This is a genomic window from Candidatus Competibacter phosphatis, assembly GCF_012939995.1.
Classification (GTDB): Bacteria; Pseudomonadota; Gammaproteobacteria; order Competibacterales; family Competibacteraceae; genus Competibacter; species Competibacter phosphatis.
Genome location: NZ_SPMZ01000031.1, coordinates 50,288 through 69,526 on the forward strand (window position 1 = coordinate 50,288; position 19,239 = coordinate 69,526).

At 61.3% G+C, this 19,239-nt stretch carries 11 protein-coding genes and 2 pseudogenes; 7 read left to right on the forward strand and 6 right to left on the reverse strand.

The annotated features are described in order from the left end of the window. The first annotated feature begins 156 nt into the window (after positions 1 to 156). From E4P82_RS11615 to E4P82_RS11625, 3 genes are all read left to right on the forward strand, one after another. A complete protein-coding gene (locus tag E4P82_RS11615) occupies positions 157 to 345 on the forward strand; it encodes a hypothetical protein (RefSeq protein WP_169249042.1) in 189 nt (62 codons plus the stop codon). A gap of 31 nt (positions 346 to 376) precedes the next feature. Continuing rightward, positions 377 to 1,336 (forward strand): Lcl C-terminal domain-containing protein, encoded by a 960-nt coding sequence (locus E4P82_RS11620; protein WP_246327540.1) that lies wholly within the window; start codon positions 377 to 379, stop codon positions 1,334 to 1,336. A gap of 151 nt (positions 1,337 to 1,487) precedes the next feature. Beyond that, positions 1,488 to 3,257 carry an AAA family ATPase gene (locus E4P82_RS11625; protein ID WP_169249043.1) on the forward strand — a complete coding sequence of 590 codons (1,770 nt, stop codon included), beginning with the start codon at positions 1,488 to 1,490 and terminating at the stop codon, positions 3,255 to 3,257. Positions 3,258 to 3,404: 147 nt separating this feature from the next. Here the strand turns inward: E4P82_RS11625 and E4P82_RS11630 are convergent, their stop codons facing one another. After that, positions 3,405 to 4,379: a hypothetical protein gene (locus tag E4P82_RS11630; RefSeq protein WP_169249044.1), complete on the reverse strand. Its 975-nt coding sequence runs from the start codon at positions 4,377 to 4,379 to the stop codon at positions 3,405 to 3,407. A gap of 414 nt (positions 4,380 to 4,793) precedes the next feature. On the opposite strand from E4P82_RS11630, the gene E4P82_RS11635 reads away from it, so the two are divergent. Continuing rightward, a complete protein-coding gene (locus E4P82_RS11635; RefSeq protein ID WP_169249045.1) occupies positions 4,794 to 6,632 on the forward strand; it encodes a cation:proton antiporter in 1,839 nt (612 codons plus the stop codon). A gap of 31 nt (positions 6,633 to 6,663) precedes the next feature. Here E4P82_RS11635 and E4P82_RS11640 read toward each other — a convergent pair whose 3' ends face one another. Then, complete coding sequence (locus E4P82_RS11640) at positions 6,664 to 8,715, reverse strand: amylo-alpha-1,6-glucosidase (protein ID WP_169249046.1); 2,052 nt, start codon at positions 8,713 to 8,715, stop codon at positions 6,664 to 6,666. Positions 8,716 to 8,804: 89 nt separating this feature from the next. Further along, on the reverse strand, positions 8,805 to 9,242 hold the full coding sequence (locus tag E4P82_RS11645) for a DUF192 domain-containing protein (RefSeq protein WP_169249047.1): 438 nt from the start codon (positions 9,240 to 9,242) through the stop codon (positions 8,805 to 8,807). Positions 9,243 to 9,440: 198 nt separating this feature from the next. On the opposite strand from E4P82_RS11645, the gene tgt reads away from it, so the two are divergent. Next, positions 9,441 to 10,556 carry a tRNA guanosine(34) transglycosylase Tgt gene (gene tgt / locus E4P82_RS11650; RefSeq protein WP_169249048.1) on the forward strand — a complete coding sequence of 372 codons (1,116 nt, stop codon included), beginning with the start codon at positions 9,441 to 9,443 and terminating at the stop codon, positions 10,554 to 10,556. Beyond that, positions 10,553 to 11,252: pseudogene (locus tag E4P82_RS11655) on the forward strand (MT-A70 family methyltransferase). Before tgt ends, E4P82_RS11655 begins: the two are co-directional and overlap by 4 nt. An 89-nt stretch (positions 11,253 to 11,341) precedes the next feature. On the opposite strand, the gene E4P82_RS11660 reads toward E4P82_RS11655, so the two are convergent. The 3 genes and pseudogenes from E4P82_RS11660 to E4P82_RS11670 form a co-directional block, all read right to left on the reverse strand. Beyond that, complete coding sequence (locus tag E4P82_RS11660) at positions 11,342 to 12,343, reverse strand: dihydroorotate dehydrogenase-like protein (protein WP_169249049.1); 1,002 nt, start codon at positions 12,341 to 12,343, stop codon at positions 11,342 to 11,344. A 69-nt stretch (positions 12,344 to 12,412) separates the two neighbouring features. Beyond that, positions 12,413 to 15,996, reverse strand: a pseudogene (gene nifJ, locus E4P82_RS11665) (pyruvate:ferredoxin (flavodoxin) oxidoreductase). Between the two features lie 54 nt (positions 15,997 to 16,050). Continuing rightward, entirely contained in the window at positions 16,051 to 17,709 is a 1,659-nt protein-coding gene (locus E4P82_RS11670) for an NAD(P)-binding protein (protein ID WP_169249050.1), read from the reverse strand. A 325-nt stretch (positions 17,710 to 18,034) separates the two neighbouring features. Between E4P82_RS11670 and E4P82_RS11675 the strand changes: the two genes are divergently transcribed. Beyond that, on the forward strand, positions 18,035 to 19,042 hold the full coding sequence (locus tag E4P82_RS11675) for a quinone oxidoreductase family protein (RefSeq protein ID WP_169249051.1): 1,008 nt from the start codon (positions 18,035 to 18,037) through the stop codon (positions 19,040 to 19,042). Positions 19,043 to 19,239: the final 197 nt, after the last annotated feature.

Genomic DNA, 19,239 nt, shown 5'->3' on the forward strand with positions numbered 1-19,239 from the left:
TGCCAGCGGAACTGCCTACCCCTGCCACACCGCCTCCGGACCCAGAAGATGTGGCCCGCCAGCAGCAACTCGATCTCCAATTGACGGTGGCCAAAAAAACTGCTGGAAGCGCGGGAGATTCCAGCGGCGCGGCGGGCGCTGGAAGACGCGAAAGCATTGGATCGAAAAGGGCGGGTCGAGGCGTTCCGGCGGGAACAGACCATGATCATGCAGGCTGCGGCGCTGGCCTTTCTGGATCAGGGCCAAGAGATGCTGGCCAAGCGGGTGACGGACGATCTGGGCCAGTGGGACCCGCAAAGTCCCGAATACCAGGCATTACAAGCGCGTTTGAGCGGCGGACGGTAAGACAGCACTAACGAATACAAAGGAGATCACGATGCAAAGCAGGTGGCCTTGGATCGGATTGGGCATTGTATTGGGGCTGATGGTTTTGCCGGTGTGGGGCACGGATCCGGACCCGGAGGCGGTGCGGCGGCTGATGGAAAAATACCGACGGGAAACCACGAAGAAATCACCACCGACCTCCAAGCCGGTGACAAAGCCGGCACCTGAACCAGCACCCAAGAAACCGGCGCGCAAATCAGCGCCCAAAAAGTCGGCAGTGAACTACGACCGTGAAGCCTGGAAGTCGGCCGAGAAATGTGGAACGGCGGCGTGTTTCGAGGCGTATCTGGCAGATTATCCGAAGGGGCGATATGCGCGAATGGCACGGGCGCGGCTGAAATCGGTGTCGGCACCCCGGACGCCAGAGCCAAAAACCCCAGTAGGTGCGCTTGCCGTGCCACCCCGTCCGACTCAAACCTTGTTGGCGGATCGCTATCAGGATAATGGTGACGGTACGGTCACGGATGTGCGAACCGGCTTGCAATGGATGCGCTGTTCGCTGGGACAGACATGGCAGGGTGGGACGTGTGTTGGCTGGGCTGAGGAGTACACATGGCAAGAGGCGCTGGATACCGCCGCCACGCTGAATCGCCAAGGGGGGTACGCTAGCTACAGCGACTGGCGGGTGCCGACCAAAAAAGAATTGCTAACTTTGATTTACTGCTCCAGCGGCCAGCCTAATATCTGGAACGATACAGGGCAAGCATGCCAAGGAGGATATGAACGCCCGACAATTTATCAACCGGTTTTTCCAAATACACCGGATTCGCGGTACTGGTCCTTAGGCAAAACGAGCTACTACACCCCGTGGATCGTTAGCTTCGGTTCTGGCTTCGCAGGTGCTGGCAAGGAGATTAACCTGGATTATCCGGAGGCCAATAAATCTGCGGCCGTGGGCATCGCAAAATTTAAGAATAAATTCCATGTGCGACTCGTGAGTAGCAAACGGTGATTCATCTAGCTCCCACGCTCCAGCATCGGAGCAAGCCCAGACGCTTCAGCGTCTTCCGTCATACCTTCGGACTCTTACCGCTGGAGCGGCCAGACGGCATTCCCACGCCTGAGCCTGGGAATCAGAGCCATCGCTTTGCGAGGTAATGCCCATGCGTTTTCCCTACGGCATCGCCGACTTCCGCAAGATCCGGGAAGAAGGCTATTTCTATGTGGATCGCAGCGACCGCATCGCGTTGCTGGAAGAAGCCGGTAGTCAACTGCTGTTCCTGCGCCCGCGCCGCTTCGGTAAAAGCCTGTGGCTATCCACGCTGGAAAACTATTACGACCTGGCACGGACGGATGATTTCGAACGGCTGTTCGGCGGGCTGAAAATTGGCCGGAATCCGACACCGCTACGCAATCGATACTTTGTCCTGAAGTTGAACTTCTCGGTGGTCGATCCCAGCGGCGATCATGCCGCGATTCGCCGGGCGTTGTTCGATCATGTCAACACTCAGATTGAAAACCTTGTCGCCGGGTACGCCCCCTGGCTTCGGCAACCGGTGCGCATCCAGTCGGACAATGCCATGACGAGCTTGCAATCGTTGCTGGGCGCGGTCTCCCAAACGCCCCACCGGCTGTATCTGCTGATCGACGAATACGACAATTTCGCCAACGAAGTCATGATCAGCCCATTGCAGGGCACGGATCGCTACCAGGAACTGGTGGAAAGCGAGGGCACGATCAAGACTTTCTTCAAGGCAGTCAAAGCCGGGGCGGAAGGGCGAGGGATCGATCGGGTGTTCCTGACCGGTGTATCGCCGGTGGTGTTGAGTGACATAACCAGCGGCTACAACGTCGCCAAGGACTTGACGCACCTGGACGAGTATCACGATCTCTGCGGGTTTACCGCTAGGGAGTTGGCGGACGCCCTGAGCGGGGTGCTGACCGAGCGGGGGATTCCCGCCGAGCAAGCTCCCGACATCCTGGAACTGCTGCAGCGCTTCTACAACGGCTATCGGTTCGGCGAAGGGGACAACCCGCTGCTCTACAATCCGACGCTGGCGTTGTATTTCCTGGACTACTTTGGCCGCTACGGCCGCTATCCGCGCCAGATGCTCGACGACAACCTGGCGATGGACCGAAACCGGATTCAGTACGTGGCCCGATTGCCGCACGGCGAAACGCTGGTGAATCAGGCACTGAACGACGCCAAACCGCTCGCCGTCGCGCAATTGGTCAATCGCTTCGGGGTGCGGGACATGCTCACCGCCCCGAAGAACCCCGATTTTCTCGCTACCCTGTTGTATTACTTCGGCGTTCTCACCCTGGCCGGACGGAACGAATGGGGTGAACTGAGCTTGACCATTCCCAATCAGGTGATCCGCAAGCTTTATGTCGAGCGCTTGCAAGAACAGTTACTACCGGACTATGACGACCAAGCGCAACGGCAAGAGCTGTGCCGAAGGTTCTACGCCACCGGCGACCTTGGCCCCCTCTGCGACCTGCTCGAACGGACCTATTTCAAGGTCTTCGACAACCGGGATTTGCGTTGGAGCAACGAGCTGGTGGTGAAAACGGCGTTTCTGGTGGTGCTGTTCAATGATGTGTTCTACGTCATGGACTCGGAACCGGCGCTGGGTCGGGGCTACGGCGATCTGCTGCTGCGGGTGCGATCCGACATGCGCCAATACGCCCTGCTCGATCACCTGTTGGAATTCAAGACGGTCAGTCTAAAGGAAGCCGGACTCAGCGGCGCCGATTTGGCGGCGAAGACATGGGAGGAGTTGCGCGCCCTGCCCGTGGTGGCGGAGCAGTTGCGGGAAGCCGAAATGCAGTTGACCGCCTATCGGGAAACGCTGAAGCGCACCGACGGCGAGAGTCTCAAGCTGCGTACCCACGCGGTGGTGAGTATCGGGCTGGAACGGCTGGTGTGGTGAATGTTAACTGCTGGAATTGCGGGGCCCGGTTTTGACTTTTGCGGCCCTACTCCCATGGCGGCAACTTCCCGAGTCAGGTTGACGACTTCGGAAAAGGAAAAGATCGAGACCAGACCCCGGCTGGATTCGATTTCTCAGAAAGGAGCGCTACGCAGTTTCGATAAAAAAGAACGCTCTGGCGATGAAATAGTGAATGTCGTCCTGCTCCACGAAGATGAAGTTCGCCATTAGATTATCCGCCGCCTGCTCGACAAAGGATTTCGCGGGCTTGGTGGAAGGCTTGGCTTTGGGAGAGGGCCGGGTCATGAGGTCATCGACGACGGAATCGATGTAGCTACCGACGTTGACCGTCTGTCCATGCGTCGAATAGGTCTCGTAGTGCCCGATGGTCACATGCAGGTTGTTGAGGGGTGCCCTGGGCAGATCGGCCTTATTACCCTGTGATGTCGCTTTGCCGCGTCCCATCAAGTAGAGCTTCACCGATTGCGGGAGGGTGCTCGGACCGTAGATGATATAAAGGGGACGGCCGCCCTGACCTGATACCCACTGGTACCAAAAAGTGGCGTCGTCGGGAACGATCTTCTTGCCATACAAGCAATCGAATCCCCAACACTCCTTCAGTCGCGACTGGTATTTTCCCAGAGTCCCAACCAGTTTGCGCATGCCCCCTCCGCCCCCCGAATGACACGCAATCACCAGGTTCTTGATATCGAGGGCAGGTGGGGTTGACGGATTCTGAAATCGGGCCAGGGCCGCCAGCACTTCGTCCAGGTAGCGCTCGCCCCATTTCTCGCCTTCCAGAGCGGCAACACTGTAATCCCCCTCAAATTCTTTTTTGGCATTGAGATACTCGTAACCCAGAAAGGGGGCGATGAGCACGACATCCTTGCCGGACCCAAGCACCTGTTCCCGCACCCGCGCCGCATCGCTGTGAAACAAGTATCGATGGTCTTTTACATAAAACCCGTGCAGCCACAGAACGACATTCAAGGCATGATTGGTAGCCAAATGTTTTGGCGGCAGGTAAACGGCCGTGGGCTTCCGGCAGGCGCTACCCCGTTTCGAAAACAAGGTCAGACCCGGAAAGGTCTTGACGGAATCCTGCTCAAGTTCACAAGGCATGAGAACTCCCTCCGGCACTTCAGGTTAAGAAGAGGGCCACACACGGGACGGCCAATATCCAGCGGGCTCGACAACAAAAGCCGTTGAAGGTTGAAGGATTTGGCCGGTCAATTCGCCAATGGCGATGTATTACACGCCGAATTTCGGAATATCGGAAGCAGATCCAATCTCTTGCCCCTCCGATGTCACCATCCTAATTCAGGACATTGTTGCCATGAGAGAAAATCCACAATAGACCGGACTTGCCCTCGACAGCTTCCTTGTCTCCCGAAATCGGCCGGTCATCAAAAACAGGCATCTTTCTTGCTAAGTCCGTGCATGGATTTTCCTTCCGAGCTCCATGCAACTTTCCGCGTGACTGGCACCAAGCCGGTTACGCTCAATGCCCTCCCAATCCACCACTTGTGAAACCGTATGCACGACTTCATTCCTCTGACGATCGCCGCCATCCTGCTGGTCGGGGTCGGCGCGCAATGGCTAGCCTGGTGGTTGGGCTTGCCCGCCATTCTGCCGCTGCTGGCCGTCGGTATCATCGCCGGCCCGATCACCGGCTGGCTCAACCCCGACCGTCTGCTTGGCGAGCTGCTGTTCCCCATGGTCTCGCTCGGCGTCGCCGTCATCCTGTTCGAAGGCGCGCTAACCCTGCGCTTCGCGGAAATTCGTGGCCAAGCTCGGGTGGTCCGCAACCTGGTCTCGTTCGGCGCGCTGATCAACTGGCTGCTCATCGCGCTCGCCACTCGCGTGTGCATGGACCTGCCCTGGTCCATGGCGCTGCTGTTCGGCGCGCTGGTCACCGTCACCGGCCCCACCGTGGTGGCCCCGCTGCTGCGCAGCGTTCGCCCTCAGCGCGAAATCGCCAGCATCCTGCGCTGGGAAGGCATCCTGATCGACCCCATCGGCGCCTTGCTGGCGGTGCTGGTGTTCGAGTTCACCGTTGCCGAACAGGATCAGGTCCAAAACACCCTGCTGCTGTTCGGCACCACCGTCGTCGCCGGCACTCTGCTCGGCCTGGCCGGCGCCTGGTTGCTCGCCAATTTGATGCGCCGGCAACTGCTACCCGAATACCTGCATCGCATCGGCAGTCTGGCGCTGGTGCTGGGCGTGTTCGCCTTTGCCAACGCCTTCGCCGCCGAATCCGGCCTGCTGGCGGTGACGGTCATGGGCATGCGGCTGGCCAACACCGAAAATCTGATCGTCGAGGACATTCTCAACTTCAAGGAAACCCTCACCCTGCTGTTGATCTCGATCCTGTTCATCGTGCTGGCGGCACGACTCGATCCTCACGCTTTTGCCGGCATGGGCTGGGGCGCGTTCGGCGTGATGCTAGCGATTCTCTTCGTTGCTCGCCCCGTCACGGTATGGCTATCCGCCATCGGTTCCAAACTCGATTGGCGACAAAAAACGGTACTGGCCTGGATCGCCCCGCGCGGCATCGTCGCGGCGGCGGTCTCCGCATTGTTCGCCCTGCAACTGGAGCGGCTGGGCCATGCCGAGGCCCGCACTCTGGTGGCACTGACCTTCTTGGTCATCCTGGTCACCGTGATCCTGCAAAGTCTCACCGCCAAGGCCGTGGTGAAAAAGCTGGGACTGGCGGCACCGCCGCCGCGCGGGGTGCTGATGACGGGCGCCACCCGGGTCGGACATGCGATAGCCAAGGCACTGCACGAGCGGGATATTCCGGTGATCCTGGCCGATCCGGTCTGGCAGAATCTCCGCCCGACCCGTATGGCTGGGATACCGGTCTACCACGGCAATGTCCTATCCGAACATGCCGATACCTATTTGGATCTCACCGGCATCGGCAAGTTGCTGGCCATGTCGCTGTGGATGGAGCGCAACACGCTCGCCGGCCTGTACTTCCGGCCGCTATTTGGAGCCGAGCATGTCTACACCCTGCGCCTAGACGAGGAGCGGGACAGCATCAACCGCAACCGAGTGACCCCGTCCTATCGCACCGCCCGACTGTTCGGCGAGCAAGTCACCTTCGCCCGGCTGCAAGATCGCTTGGATCAAGGCCACACCATCCGCGCCACGCCGCTGACCGCCAATTTCGACTTTGCCGCCTTCCGCGAAAAATGGGGCGAACAGACCATTCCCTTGTTCGCGCTCGATCCCAAGGGCAAGCTGCGGGTATTCTCGACTCGGGAAACGCTGCAACCCTCGGCCGGCTGGACCGTGCTCAGCCTGTTGCCGCCCACGGAACCGAACCGCGGCGGCAAGGACAAGAACCAAGGACAAGGCAAGGCCGCTTAACCACGCGACGGGCGATCGGTCTTCCCTCGAATCAATCGGCGGCCGGCGGCTCCGAACGAGAAACTTCTTTTCGTAGCCGCAACCGATCCAAGCGCTGCCAAGCCTCCAGTACGCAGGCCACCGACCAGGCTTGGGCCGGCGCACCGCGTGGATGGTGCGGCGGTGCACCGTCGAAGATTTCGCTGACCGTGCCGAGGCCGGCATCGAACAGGTGATCGCGAACTGGCTCCAGCCAGGCTTGCGCCACCGCCGCGTCGCCGTGTACCCGGTATTCGGCCAAGGCATAGTGCCCCAACAACCAGCCCCAAACCGGCCCCTGATGGTAGCCGCCATCCCGCTCCAGCGGATCGCCCAGGTAATGGGGCCGAAATTCGGCATGGCTCGGTGCCAGGGAACGCAGGCCATGGGAAGTCAATAGTTCCCGGCCGCAGACCCGCACCACCCGCTGCCGTACCGCCGGATCGAGCGGGCTGTGGGGCAGGCTCACCGCTAGCAACTGATTGGGGCGAATACTGGAATCGTTGCCGTCGGGTCCGTCCAGCACGTCGAACAAGCCTTCGCCGTCGGGCCGGATGAAGCGACGGAATCCCATCCGTGCCTGTGCCGCCAGATCGTCGTAAAGTGTCGGTGACTGCCGCAAGCGCCGGGCGAAACCGGCCAGACACAGCAAGGCGTTATACCAAAGCGCATTGATCTCCACCGGCTTGCCGATACGCGGCGTCACCACCCAGTCACCGACCTTGGCATCCATCCAGGTCAACTGCGTCCCCGGCTCGCCGCAGCGCAACAATCCGTCGGCCTCGTCCTGAGCGATACCGTAACGGGTACCGGTCACATGCCAGGCGATGATCTCCTGCAAGACCGGAAACACCTCGGTCAGGGTTTGGGTGTCGGCGCTCGCCTCCAGATAGGCCCGCCAAGCTTCGATGTACCACAGCGCGGCATCGGCGGTGTTGTAGGCCAACGGCTCGCCCTCGGCGGAGAACAGATTGGGCAACATGCCACGGTCGGCGAAACGGGCGAAGGTCAGCAGGATGCGGCGGGCGATATCGCAACGGCCGGTCGCCAGCGTCAGCCCCGGCAGCGCGATCATGGTGTCGCGCCCCCAATCGCCGAACCAGGGATAACCGGCAATCACCGTCTCGCCCTCGGGCAAATCCGGCAGCGGCCGGGCGACCAGAAAACTGTCCGCCGCCAGCACCAGTTGCCGGATCCAGTCCGGGGCCTGTCGCAGTTCGGACACTTGGGTGGTAGCCTGCTCCAGCAAGCCGGCTTCACGCGCCAGAAACCGCCGCAGCGCCGCATCCAGATCGAGTTCCGCCTCCTCGTGCAGGCTGGCGACAACGCCGGTCCAGACGCCCGGCCGCAGGGTCAGCACCGCCTCTCCCAAACAGAAATGGTGGTCGCGGTGCGCCAAGCCGCGTTCGTGCTCGATCGGCAGATCGTAGTTCTCGAACCAGTTGCCGTCGTCCACCATGCCGCCGCCACGAACCCACAGCCGCAGGGTGAAATCCGGGGTATGCACCCGCCGCGACGCGGGATCGGGCGCCTCCAGCACCGGCTGGAACTCGTTCATCTGGGTTTTGACGTGATGGTCGCGGCCGTTCACCAGCAGCCGAACCTTCAGTTTCAGGTCGCGGGCGGCGCTCTCCGGCGTCAGTCGGTAAGCGACGTAGCTGGTGTTGGCGCCTGGCTCCAACCAGATACGCTGCTCCAGTACGATATCGCCGATCGCGAAACGCCAAACCGGCATCCGCCCTTCCAGATGGAACGATTCGAGATGAACGTGGCCGCAGGGGTTGACCACGTCGATACCGGCCCAACGATTGCTGAACAGCGGAATTTCCCGGTCCCGGTCCACCAGGGTGGCGTCGGCCTTGGCGAATACCAGCCAGCGGCCGAGCGGTGGCCGTACCGGCGCCACCAGCAGACCGTGATAACGCCGGGTCAGGGTGCCGGCCACGGTGCCGGCGGCGTAGCCACCCAAACCGTTTGCCAACCACCACTCGCGCCGTTCGGCCTGCGGCAGATCGCCGCACAGCGCCCGGCCACAGCGAATGAAACGCGGGATGTCATCGTTCATGGGATCACTCGTCGGTTGGCTAAGATCACGACATTCCGAAATCATTTCCCGACCCGACACAGGAAAAACAATCTCCTGTCCTCGTCGGCTCATTCCAAGCGCAAGCGGTCACCGACCCGGATGCCACGCCGGGCCGCCTCGCCGGCGTTGATCTCCAGAATATAGCGCACCTCGCTGGTATCGCTGGGATACAGCGGACAGGTCGGCGTCGCGCAGGGCGGCACGTCGGCCTCGATCTGCGATAGCCAGCCATTAATGTCGAAATACAGCAAGTCCAGGGGAATATAGGTGTTCTTCATCCAGAACACCGCCGGACCCGGCGATTGCACGAACAACATGCCTTGGTCGCGCGGCAGCTCCCGACGGTACATCAGGCCGCGCTCGCGCTCTTGCAACGTTTGCGCGATCTCGACTTGAAACGTTGTCGGGCCAACCGTGACCCGCCGCAAATCGAACGCGAAAGCGGACGCGGTCGCCAGCGCGACCAGCCAGCATGACAGGAGAATGACACTGCGGTAAGGCTGCATCGCGAATCTCACCTTATGCGATTCGAACAAGATCAAAAGCCCGGCCTCGCGTCGCTGAAGCGACCGTCTCGACCGAGCCAACGGTAAACCCGGATTCTGGAGATTCCGTTAAACCGACGCAACACGCCTTGCCAGTCCAGCCCCTTGCCGCCAAGATAGGCACCCCCTAATCCCACCGCTCGGTTCCGCCCTATACCCATGCACTTTCAGCGACTGCAAACCGATGGCGCCGCCCGCCGCGGCCGGCTGACTTTCGACCGAGGCACCGTGGAAACTCCAGCCTTCATGCCGGTCGGCACCTATGGCACGGTCAAGGCCATGACCCCCGAAGAGCTGCGCGCCGTCGGCGCCGAAATCATCCTCGGCAACACCTTCCATCTCATGCTGCGCCCCGGCACGCCGATCATCGAACAGCACGGCGACCTGCACGGTTTCATGCACTGGGATGGACCGATTCTGACCGATTCCGGCGGCTTTCAGGTGTTCAGCCTAGCGGCGATCCGCAAGATCACCGAAGCTGGCGTGAAATTCCGGTCGCCGGTGGACGGCGGAATCGTGTTTCTGGGGCCGGAGGAGTCGATGGCGGTGCAACGGGCACTGGGCGCGGACATTGTCATGATCTTCGACGAATGCACCCCCTACCCGGCCACCGAAACCGAAGCGCGAACCTCCATGGAACTGTCGCTGCGCTGGGCGCGACGCAGCAAGACCGCCCATGGCGATAATCCCGCCGCCTTGTTCGGTATCGTCCAGGGCGGCATGTACCCATCTCTGCGCCGTATCTCGGCCGAGGGGCTGCGCGACATCGGCTTCGACGGCTATGCCATCGGCGGGCTGGCGGTCGGCGAGCCGTTGGCGGAGCGCTTGGCGATGCTTGACTGCACCGTGCCGCTGCTGCCGGAGACCGCGCCGCGCTATCTGATGGGGGTCGGCAAGCCGGAAGACATCGTCGAGGCCGTGCGCCGTGGCGTGGATCTGTTCGATTGCGTGATGCCGACCCGTAACGCCCGCAATGGCCATCTATTTACGCATCACGGCGACATCCGCATCCGCAATGGCCAGTATCGAACCGACACCCGGCCGCTGGACGAAACCTGCGGCTGCTACACCTGCCGACACTACAGCCGCGCCTATCTGCGCCACCTGGACCGATGCAACGAAATTCTCGGCGCCCGGCTCAACACGATTCATAATCTGTATTACTACCTGGATCTGATGCGCGAGCTGCGAGCGGCCATCGCCGAACAACGATTGGCGCGGTTTGTGGAGGTTTTCCACGAGAAACGTGGTCTGGATCGCGCTCACACAACATGAAGAAGACTGCTGACAGCATCCAGACAACCGCTGCCCAGGACCTGGCCGCCAAGGTCGCCGGAACCTATGCGACCGTCCTGGCCGACCCGCCCTGGCGTTTCCAGAATCGCACCGGCAAGATGGCGCCGGAGCATCAACGGTTGCTGCGCTATCCGACGATGACTCTGGAGGACGTATGCGCGCTCCCGGTAAAACCCCTTCTTGCCCCCAACGCGCATCTGTACCTGTGGGTTCCCAACGCCCTGCTGGCCGAGGGGCTGGAAGTCATGCGTTGCTGGGGCTTCAGCTATAAATCCAACCTGGTCTGGTACAAGGTGCGCAAGGATGGCGGACCGGACGGCCGGGGGGTCGGCTTCTACTTCCGTAACGTCACCGAACTCATCCTGTTCGGCGTGCGCGGCCACCTGCGCACGCTGCAATCCGGCCGAACCCAAACCAACGTGCTGATCTCGCAAAAAACGCGAGCACTCCCGCAAACCCGATCAGATTTACCCCATCATCGAATCCTGCTCGCCCGGCCCTTACCTGGAATTGTTCGCCCGCTTCCGCCGGCCCGGTTGGGATCAATGGGGTAACGAGGATGTCGAAGCCAATTCGCTGAACGGCATCGCGCTCCGAAAAGGGCATGTGGACCCGCAAGCGGACCCGCAAATCCGTCTGCTTGAAGTCCCGCGCCAATATCGCGGGCCATCCTGAAACGATGGCCGGAAAAAAGGGGATTGCGTCCCCGCAACCCCCGCAAGACCTCCAAGCGATAGTCGAGGTCAATCAGACGGCAGGCGCTCTCACAGATAGTCGCCCTTGTAACTTTCCAGTGTCTTGATGTAGTTGGCGCGCTCGAACGCGGTCGGATCGGCGACCTTGCGCTGGCTCATCGAACCTTTCATCTGCTGTACCGACGTGTAGCGGTGCAGTTCCATCCAGGTCCGCAAGCCATTGTGCAGGGTACCGATATAATCGATGCCGTTCTTGAGCAGGGCCGAGGTGGTCATCACCACGTCGGCGCCCGCCATCAGATACTTGACCACCTCGGTCGCACTTTGCACGCCGCGGGTGGCGCCCAGCGAGGCACGCAACCGTCCGTGCAGAATGGCGATCCACAGCAATGGCAGGCGAATCTCGTCCGGCGTGCTCAATTGCAGGTTCGGCGCCACTTCCAGCTTGTCCAGATCGAAATCGGGCTGGTAGAAGCGGTTGAACAACACCAGGGCGTCGGCGCCGGCGTCGTCCAGCGCCTTGGCCATCGAGCCGATGGCGCTGAAAAACGGATTCAGCTTGACCGCCACCGGCACGGTCACCGCCGCCTTCACCGCCTTGACGATCCCGACGTAGCGCTCCTCGACCTCGCGGCCGCTGGTGGTCAGATCGGCGGGGATGTAGTAGATGTTCAGTTCGATCCCCTTCGCTCCCGCCTCCTGCATCAACTGCGCATATTCGATCCAACCGGTGTTGGTGATGCCGTTGAGGCTGCCGATGATCGGGATGTCCACCGCCGCCGACGCCTGCCGCAGCAGTTCCAGGTAGTTGTCCGGACCAACGGTGTAATCATCCACTTCCGGGAAGTAGTTCAACGACTCGGCGAAACTCTCGGTGCCGGCGGTCATCAGGTACTCCAGCGCCGCGCTCTCGTGTTTCAACTGCTCCTCGAACAGCGAAAACATGACCACGGCCGCCGCGCCGGCGTCTTCGAGGCGCTTGATGTTGGCCACGCTCCCCGACAGCGGCGCGGCCGACGCCACGATGGGATGCTTCAGCTCCATCCCCATATAAGTGGTTGTTAAATCCATGATAATTCCTTCTACGTGCAGAATGCCGATGGCTGGCGGTTCCGGCTCGCCCGGAACCGCCGCGCGCCCTTAGGGTTTGTATTTCGGTTGGAACGTGTCGCCGCTGCGGGCCGCCATATCCTCGTACACCGACCAACGCCGGTTGATCCCCTGCTGGGCCGTATCCATGAGATACGCGGCTTCCTTGGGGTTGGTGTGGGCCAGTACCTTGTAGCGCACCTCGTTGTAGGCGTAGTTCTTGAGCGGGATTTTCGGCCGCCCGGAATCGAGGACGAACGGATTCTCGTTCGACTCGTGCACCATCGGGTTGTAGCGGAACAACGGCCAGTGTCCGCACTCCACCGCCAAATGTTGCTGGTCCAGCCCGCGCTGCATGTTGATGCCGTGAGCGATGCAGTGACTGTAGGCCAAAATCAGCGATGGACCCCGGTACGCCTCGGCCTCGCGGAAGGCCAACAAGGTCTGCTGCGGGTTGGCGCCCAGGGCGATGCGCGCGACATAGACGTTGCCATAGGAAATGGCCTGCAACGCAATGTCCTTCTTGCCGATCTGTTTGCCCGCCGCCGCAAACTTGGCGACGGCGCCCATCGGCGTGGATTTCGACATCTGACCGCCGGTGTTGGAATACACCTCGGTATCCATCACCAGAACATTCACGTCGCGACCGCTGGCCAGCACATGATCGACACCGGAGGAACCGATGTCGTAGGCCCAACCGTCGCCACCGACGATCCACACGCTGCGCCGAACCAATTGGTCGACGACCGCCAGCAACTGCTTGGCGCGCGGGTCGGCGATCTCTTGCAAGCGCTGCTTCAGTTCGGCCACCCGGCCGCGCTGGCGGCGAATATCGATTTCGGTGGTCTGCTCGGCGTTGATCAGATCGTCCACCAAATCTTCACCGATCGATCCAGCCAGCGCCTTGAGCAATTCGGTGGCGTATTCCAGATGCTTGTCGGCGGTCAGGCGGAAACCCAAACCAAATTCGGCGTTGTCCTCGAACAGCGAATTGGACCAGGCTGGACCGCGCCCTTCGCTGTTGACCGACCACGGGGTGGTCGGCAGGTTGCCGCCGTAGATCGAGGAACAACCGGTGGCGTTGGCCACCAACAACCGATCGCCGAACAATTGCGACAGCAGCTTGACGTAGGGGGTTTCGCCGCACCCGGCGCAGGCGCCGGAGAATTCGAACAACGGTGGCAGGAATTGCACCCCGCGCACCGTGGAGAAGTCCACCCGGCCGCGATCCATCTCCGGCAGGGTCTCGAAGAAACGAATATTGGCCTTCTCGTCCTCCAGCACCGGCTCCTTGAGCGCCATGTTGATGGCCTTGCGCCCGGTCTGCTCCTTGCTCTTGGCCGGGCAAACCTCGACGCACAACCCACAACCGGTGCAGTCTTCCAGATAGACTTGCAGGGTGTAGCGGATATCCGGGAAACCCCGGGCATCGATGGGCGCGGTCCTGAAGGCTTTCGGGGCGCTCTCCAGACTGGATTCGTTGTAGAACTTGGAACGGATGACGCCGTGCGGACAAACCATGCTGCAATTGCCGCACTGAATGCAGACATTCGGTTCCCAGACCGGCACGAAGTTGGAGATGTTGCGCTTTTCCCACTGGGTGGTGGCGCTGGGATAGGTGCCGTCCACCGGCAGGGCGCTGACCGGCAGTTCGTCGCCGCGTCCGGCCATCATCATCGCCGTCACGTTCCGCACGAACTCCGGCGCGTTGGCCGACACGGTCGGCGGCAATTCGATGGTGCTGGTCGCTTGCGCCGACACGGGGATTTCGCGCAGGTTGACCAGCGTGTTGTCTACCGCCTCGAAGTTCTTGCGCACGACCTCCTCGCCCTTGCGCATATAACTCTTTTTAATCGAGTACTTGATCTTCTCGATCGCCTTATCGCGCGGCAACACCCCCGAAATCGCGAAGAAACAGGTCTGCATGATGGTGTTGATCCGCGTTCCCATGCCGTTGTCGCGGGCCACCTTCTCGGCATTGATGCCGTAGACCTTCAGCTTCTTGGCGATGATCTCTTCCTGCACCGGCCGGGGAATTCGCTCCCAGATCTCCTCCGGTTCATGCGGACTGGTATTCAGCAGGAACACGGCACCCGGCGCGGCGTTCTTGAGCACATCGCCACGGTTGAGGAAATTGAATTGATGGCAACCGATGAAATTGGCCGACTGCACCAGATAGGGCGAGCGGATCGGTTCCGGCCCAAACCGCAAATGGGAAACGGTCTGCGAACCGGATTTCTTGGAGTCGTAGACGAAATACCCTTGGGCGTAAAAGTCGGGATCGTCGCCGATGATCTTGATCGAGTTCTTGTTGGCGCCGACCGTGCCGTCCGCGCCCAACCCGTAAAACATGGCCCGCACCACTTTATCGGACTCGATCATGAAGTTCGCATCGACATCCAGACTGGTGTGGGTCACGTCGTCGACGATGCCGACGGTGAAATGGTTCTTGGGCTTGTCCTTGCGTAATTCGTCGAACACCGCCTTGCACATGGCCGGCGTGAATTCCTTGGAGGACAAGCCATAGCGACCGCCGATGACCCGGGGCATGACCGATGTCGGCAAGGTTCCCTCAATCTGCGCTTCGACCAGGGTACTGATCACTTCCAGATACATCGGCTCGCCGGTCGCGCCCGGCTCCTTGGTGCGTTCCAGGACGGCGATGGACTTGACGCTGGCCGGCAATGCCGCCAGGAAATGACTGGCCGACAGCGGCTGGTAGAGACGCACCTGGAGCACCCCCACCTTTTCGCCGCGCGCATTCAGATAAGCGGCGGTTTCACAGGCGGTCTCCTGACCGGAGCCCATCAGGATCATCACCCGCTCGGCGTTCGGGTCGCCGACGTAGTCGAACAGGTTGTAGCGGCGACCGGTAATACCCGCGAATTTGTCCATGGCCGCCTGCACGATGCCGGGCACTTGGCATAGAACGGGTTGACCGTTTCGCGGCTCTGGAAATAGACATCGGGGTTCTGGGCGGTGCCGCGAATGAACGGCCGGTCGGGGTTCAGCGCCCGAGCGCGATGCGCCAAGACCAGATCGTCACGGATCATCGCCCGGATTTCGTCGTCCGACAGCAGGGTCAGCTTGTTCACTTCGTGCGAGGTGCGGAAACCGTCGAAGAAGTGGATGAAGGGCACCCGCGCTTCCAGGGTGGCCGCCTGGGCGATCAGCGCCATGTCGTGGGCCTCCTGCACCGAACCAGAGGCCAGCAGGCAGAATCCGGTCGGGCGCACCGCCATCACGTCCTGATGATCGCCGAAGATCGACAGACCTTGCGTCGCCAGGGAGCGGGCGGCGACGTGGAACACCGCCGAGGTCAGCTCGCCGGCGATCTTGTACATGTTGGGGATCATCAGCATGAGCCCCTGCGACGCGGTGAAGGTGGTGGTCAGCGACCCCGTCTGCAATGCGCCGTGCGCCGCGCCGGCCGCGCCGGCCTCGCTCTGCATTTCCATGACCATGGGGACGCTGCCCCAGATATTCTTGACGCCTTCCGAGGCCCATTGATCCGCCAACTCGGCCATGGTCGAGGACGGCGTGATGGGATAGATGGTGCAGACTTCGTTGACTCGGTAGGCGACGTAGGCCGCGGCCTCGTTGCCATCGATGGTTGTGACTTGCCGTTCGGTCATTTTACGTTTCTCTCTAGGCCCGCTGGATACCGCGGACAATTTGGTTTTTCGTTGTCAAACCGCTTGTTCCGACGTTTCGGTCGGCGGCTCCGGAATCATCTCGATGGCGTGGCAGGGGCATTGCTCGAAACACACCGCGCAGCCCGTGCACAAATCGTAGTCGTAGCGGTAGCGATTGCCCGGCCCCAGCTTGATGACCGCATCCTCGGGGCAAGCACCGAAGCAGCCGTCGCACTCGTAGCAGTTACCGCAAGACAGGCAGCGCTTGGCCTCGTACAACGCTTCCTTCTGGTTCAGGCCACCCACCACTTCCGTGAAACTGGTCTGGCGAACTTTCATCTCCAGATGGCTCTGCGGACGCTGAGCGGCATCGGTGTAGTACCAGACGTGCAGTTTCTCGAAGGTCGCTAGATCGTGCTTGGCCGGCTTGACGTAGGATTCGCCCGTTCGCAACCAGGCATCGATATTGCGGGCGGCTTTCTTGCCGTGGCCGACCCCGATGGTCACGGTGCGATCGGAGGGCACCATGTCGCCACCGGCGAATAGGCCCGGATAGCCGGTCATCATGTTTTCGTTGACCATCACCACGCCGTCGCTCTTGAGCTCCACGCCCGGCACCCGCGTCATGAAACTGGTGTCCACGTCCTGGCCCAGCGCCATGATCAGCGCGTCGGCTTCCAACGTCTCCAACTCGCCGGTCGGGCGCGGTCGGCCCTTCTCGTCGATTTCCATCACCTCGACGGTGAAGGTGGTTTCCTCGATATTCTTGATGGTACGCAGCCAGTGGATCTTCACGCCTTCTTCCAGCGCCTCGTCGGCCTCGAACTCAAGGGCCGGCATGTGGGCACGGTCACGGCGGTAGATGATCAACGGCTCGTAGCCCAATCGCTTGGCGACTCGGGCGGCGTCCATGGCGGTGTTGCCGCCACCATAGATGGCGACCCGGCGGCCCAGCTTGGGCGCATTGCCGGATTCCACGTCCTTGAGGAAGCTGATGGCATCGAGCATCTTGCCGGCATCGCGGGAAGGAATGTCGGTGCGCTTGCTGATATGGGCACCCACGGCGACGAACATGGCGTCGAAGTTGCCGGCCTGTTTCTCGGCCAGCAGGTCGTCAACCCGATGGTTGAGCACGATCTTGACGCCCATGTTCTCGATACGCTTGATCTCGGCGTCCAACACATTGCGCGGCAAGCGGTAGGAGGGAATGCCGAAGTGCATCATGCCGCCGGCGATCGGTCCAGCTTCGTGAATTTCGACACTGTGGCCCATCCGGGCCAGATGATAGGCGGCGGACAAACCACTGGGACCCGCGCCGACCACCAACACCCGTTTGCCGCTGGGTGGGGTGGTCACCTCGAACTGCCAGTTTTCCTGCAGCGCCAGATCACCAAGAAAGCGCTCGACCGCGTGGATGCTGACCGAGGCATCCAGCCGACCCCGATTGCAGGCGCTTTCGCAGGGGTGATAACACACCCGGCCATGAATACCCGGCATCGGGTTGTTCTCGGTCAGACTCTGCCATGCCTCCTTGAATCGGCCGGCCTGCGCATGCGCCAACCAAGCCTGAATGTTTTCTCCCGCTGGACAGGCATTGTTGCAAGTCGGCAGCAGATCCGTGTAGATCGGCCTTTGAATGCGCTGCGGACCTACGTTGCGCTTCTCGTGAGTCAGGTCCAGCGGGCGCGTCATGTTGATTGGCTTGTCTGTCATCGTGCTTCTCTATGCAATCGTCTGGTGGTGAAAGATGACCCTCGGCCTGGAAGGGCGGTGAGGGTCCGATGATACAACCAGCACCGTCGGTCGCGGTCGTCATGACGGTTTTTTTTAGTATGGGCAAGGCCGAAAGGTTGTACAGGGCTGGCTGTCGCGCGCGGTCATGTCGGGAGGCGTGCATGGATGGAGCCGGTCGCCCGCGCTATGCTCGCTAGTAAAGTTAGAACATTTTGCTGGAAAGTGAATGTGAGGTCGGCCATGGGCGCCCTTCGCCGCACGCTTGGCCACAACCTCGACTCGACCCACCCGAAAGGAGCATGCCATGAAAGCGCTTATCCTCCAGCAACTCGGTGGCCCCGAGCAGTTGCGCATCGACGAAATCGTCACGCCGGAACCCGGTCCCGGCCAGGTCCGCGTGCGCCTGCGCGCCGCGGCGCTCAATCGTCGCGATGTTTGGATTACCCTTGGCCAGTATCCCGGCATCCGCCTGCCGTGCATCCTCGGTTCGGATGGGGCCGGCACGATCGACGCGCTCGGCCCCGACACTCCGGCGGAGCTGCTCGATCGGCCGGTAGTCGTTTACCCCGCCTACGATTGGGGCAACGACCCTCGCTTCCCCAGCCCGACCTTCCGGGTATTGGGAATGCCGGACCCCGGCACTTTCGCCGAATATCTCTGCGTTCCCGCCAGTCACGTTTTCGACAAACCGGCGCATCTGAACTGGGAACAGGCCGCCGCCATCCCCTTGGCCGGGCTAACCGCCTGGCGGGCGCTGATGACCCAGGCCGCGGCGCAAGCGGGCGAAACCGTGCTGGTCACCGGTATCGGCGGCGGGGTGGCAACCTTTGCGCTGAAGTGGGCGGTGGGGCTGGGGGCGCGGACTTTCGTCACCAGCGGCGACGACGGCAAGCTGGAACAAGCCCGACGGATGGGCGCGGCCAGCGGCGTCAACTACCGCGACGAACATTGGGCCAAACGCTTGTCCGAGCTGAGCGGCGGCGTGGACGTGGTGATCGACGGCACCGGCGGCCCCTCTTTCAAGGACTGTTTTTCGCTGCTGAAACCGGCCGGGCGGTTGGTGGTCTACGGCGCGACGGCCGGCAATCCGCCGCGAGGCCCGGAGATGGCCAAGCTGTTTTTCCGACAGGCGCGCATCATCGGCTCCACCATGGGTTCGCCCGCCGAGTTCGCCGCCATGCTGCGCTTTATCGCCGAACATCGCATCGAACCAACGCTCGACCAGGTTTTCCCTTTCGATCAAGCGATCGCGGCTCATCAGCGGCTGCTGGCCGGCGAACAGATGGGCAAGATCGTGCTGCGGCATGGATAAGGTCGCCACCGAACCCGGGTCAGAGGCCAACCGGTTGGTAAATTCAAGGTCAGAAAAACCTAGTTTATTGATTTTACTATTTTAAAAAATACCCAGTAAAACGCTTGACGCAACGCAATACCCATCTTATACTGCAATGCAACATTCCTAGTGAATGTTATCTCCAAATCCTCCTTTGGTGGTTCTTTGCCGGGTCA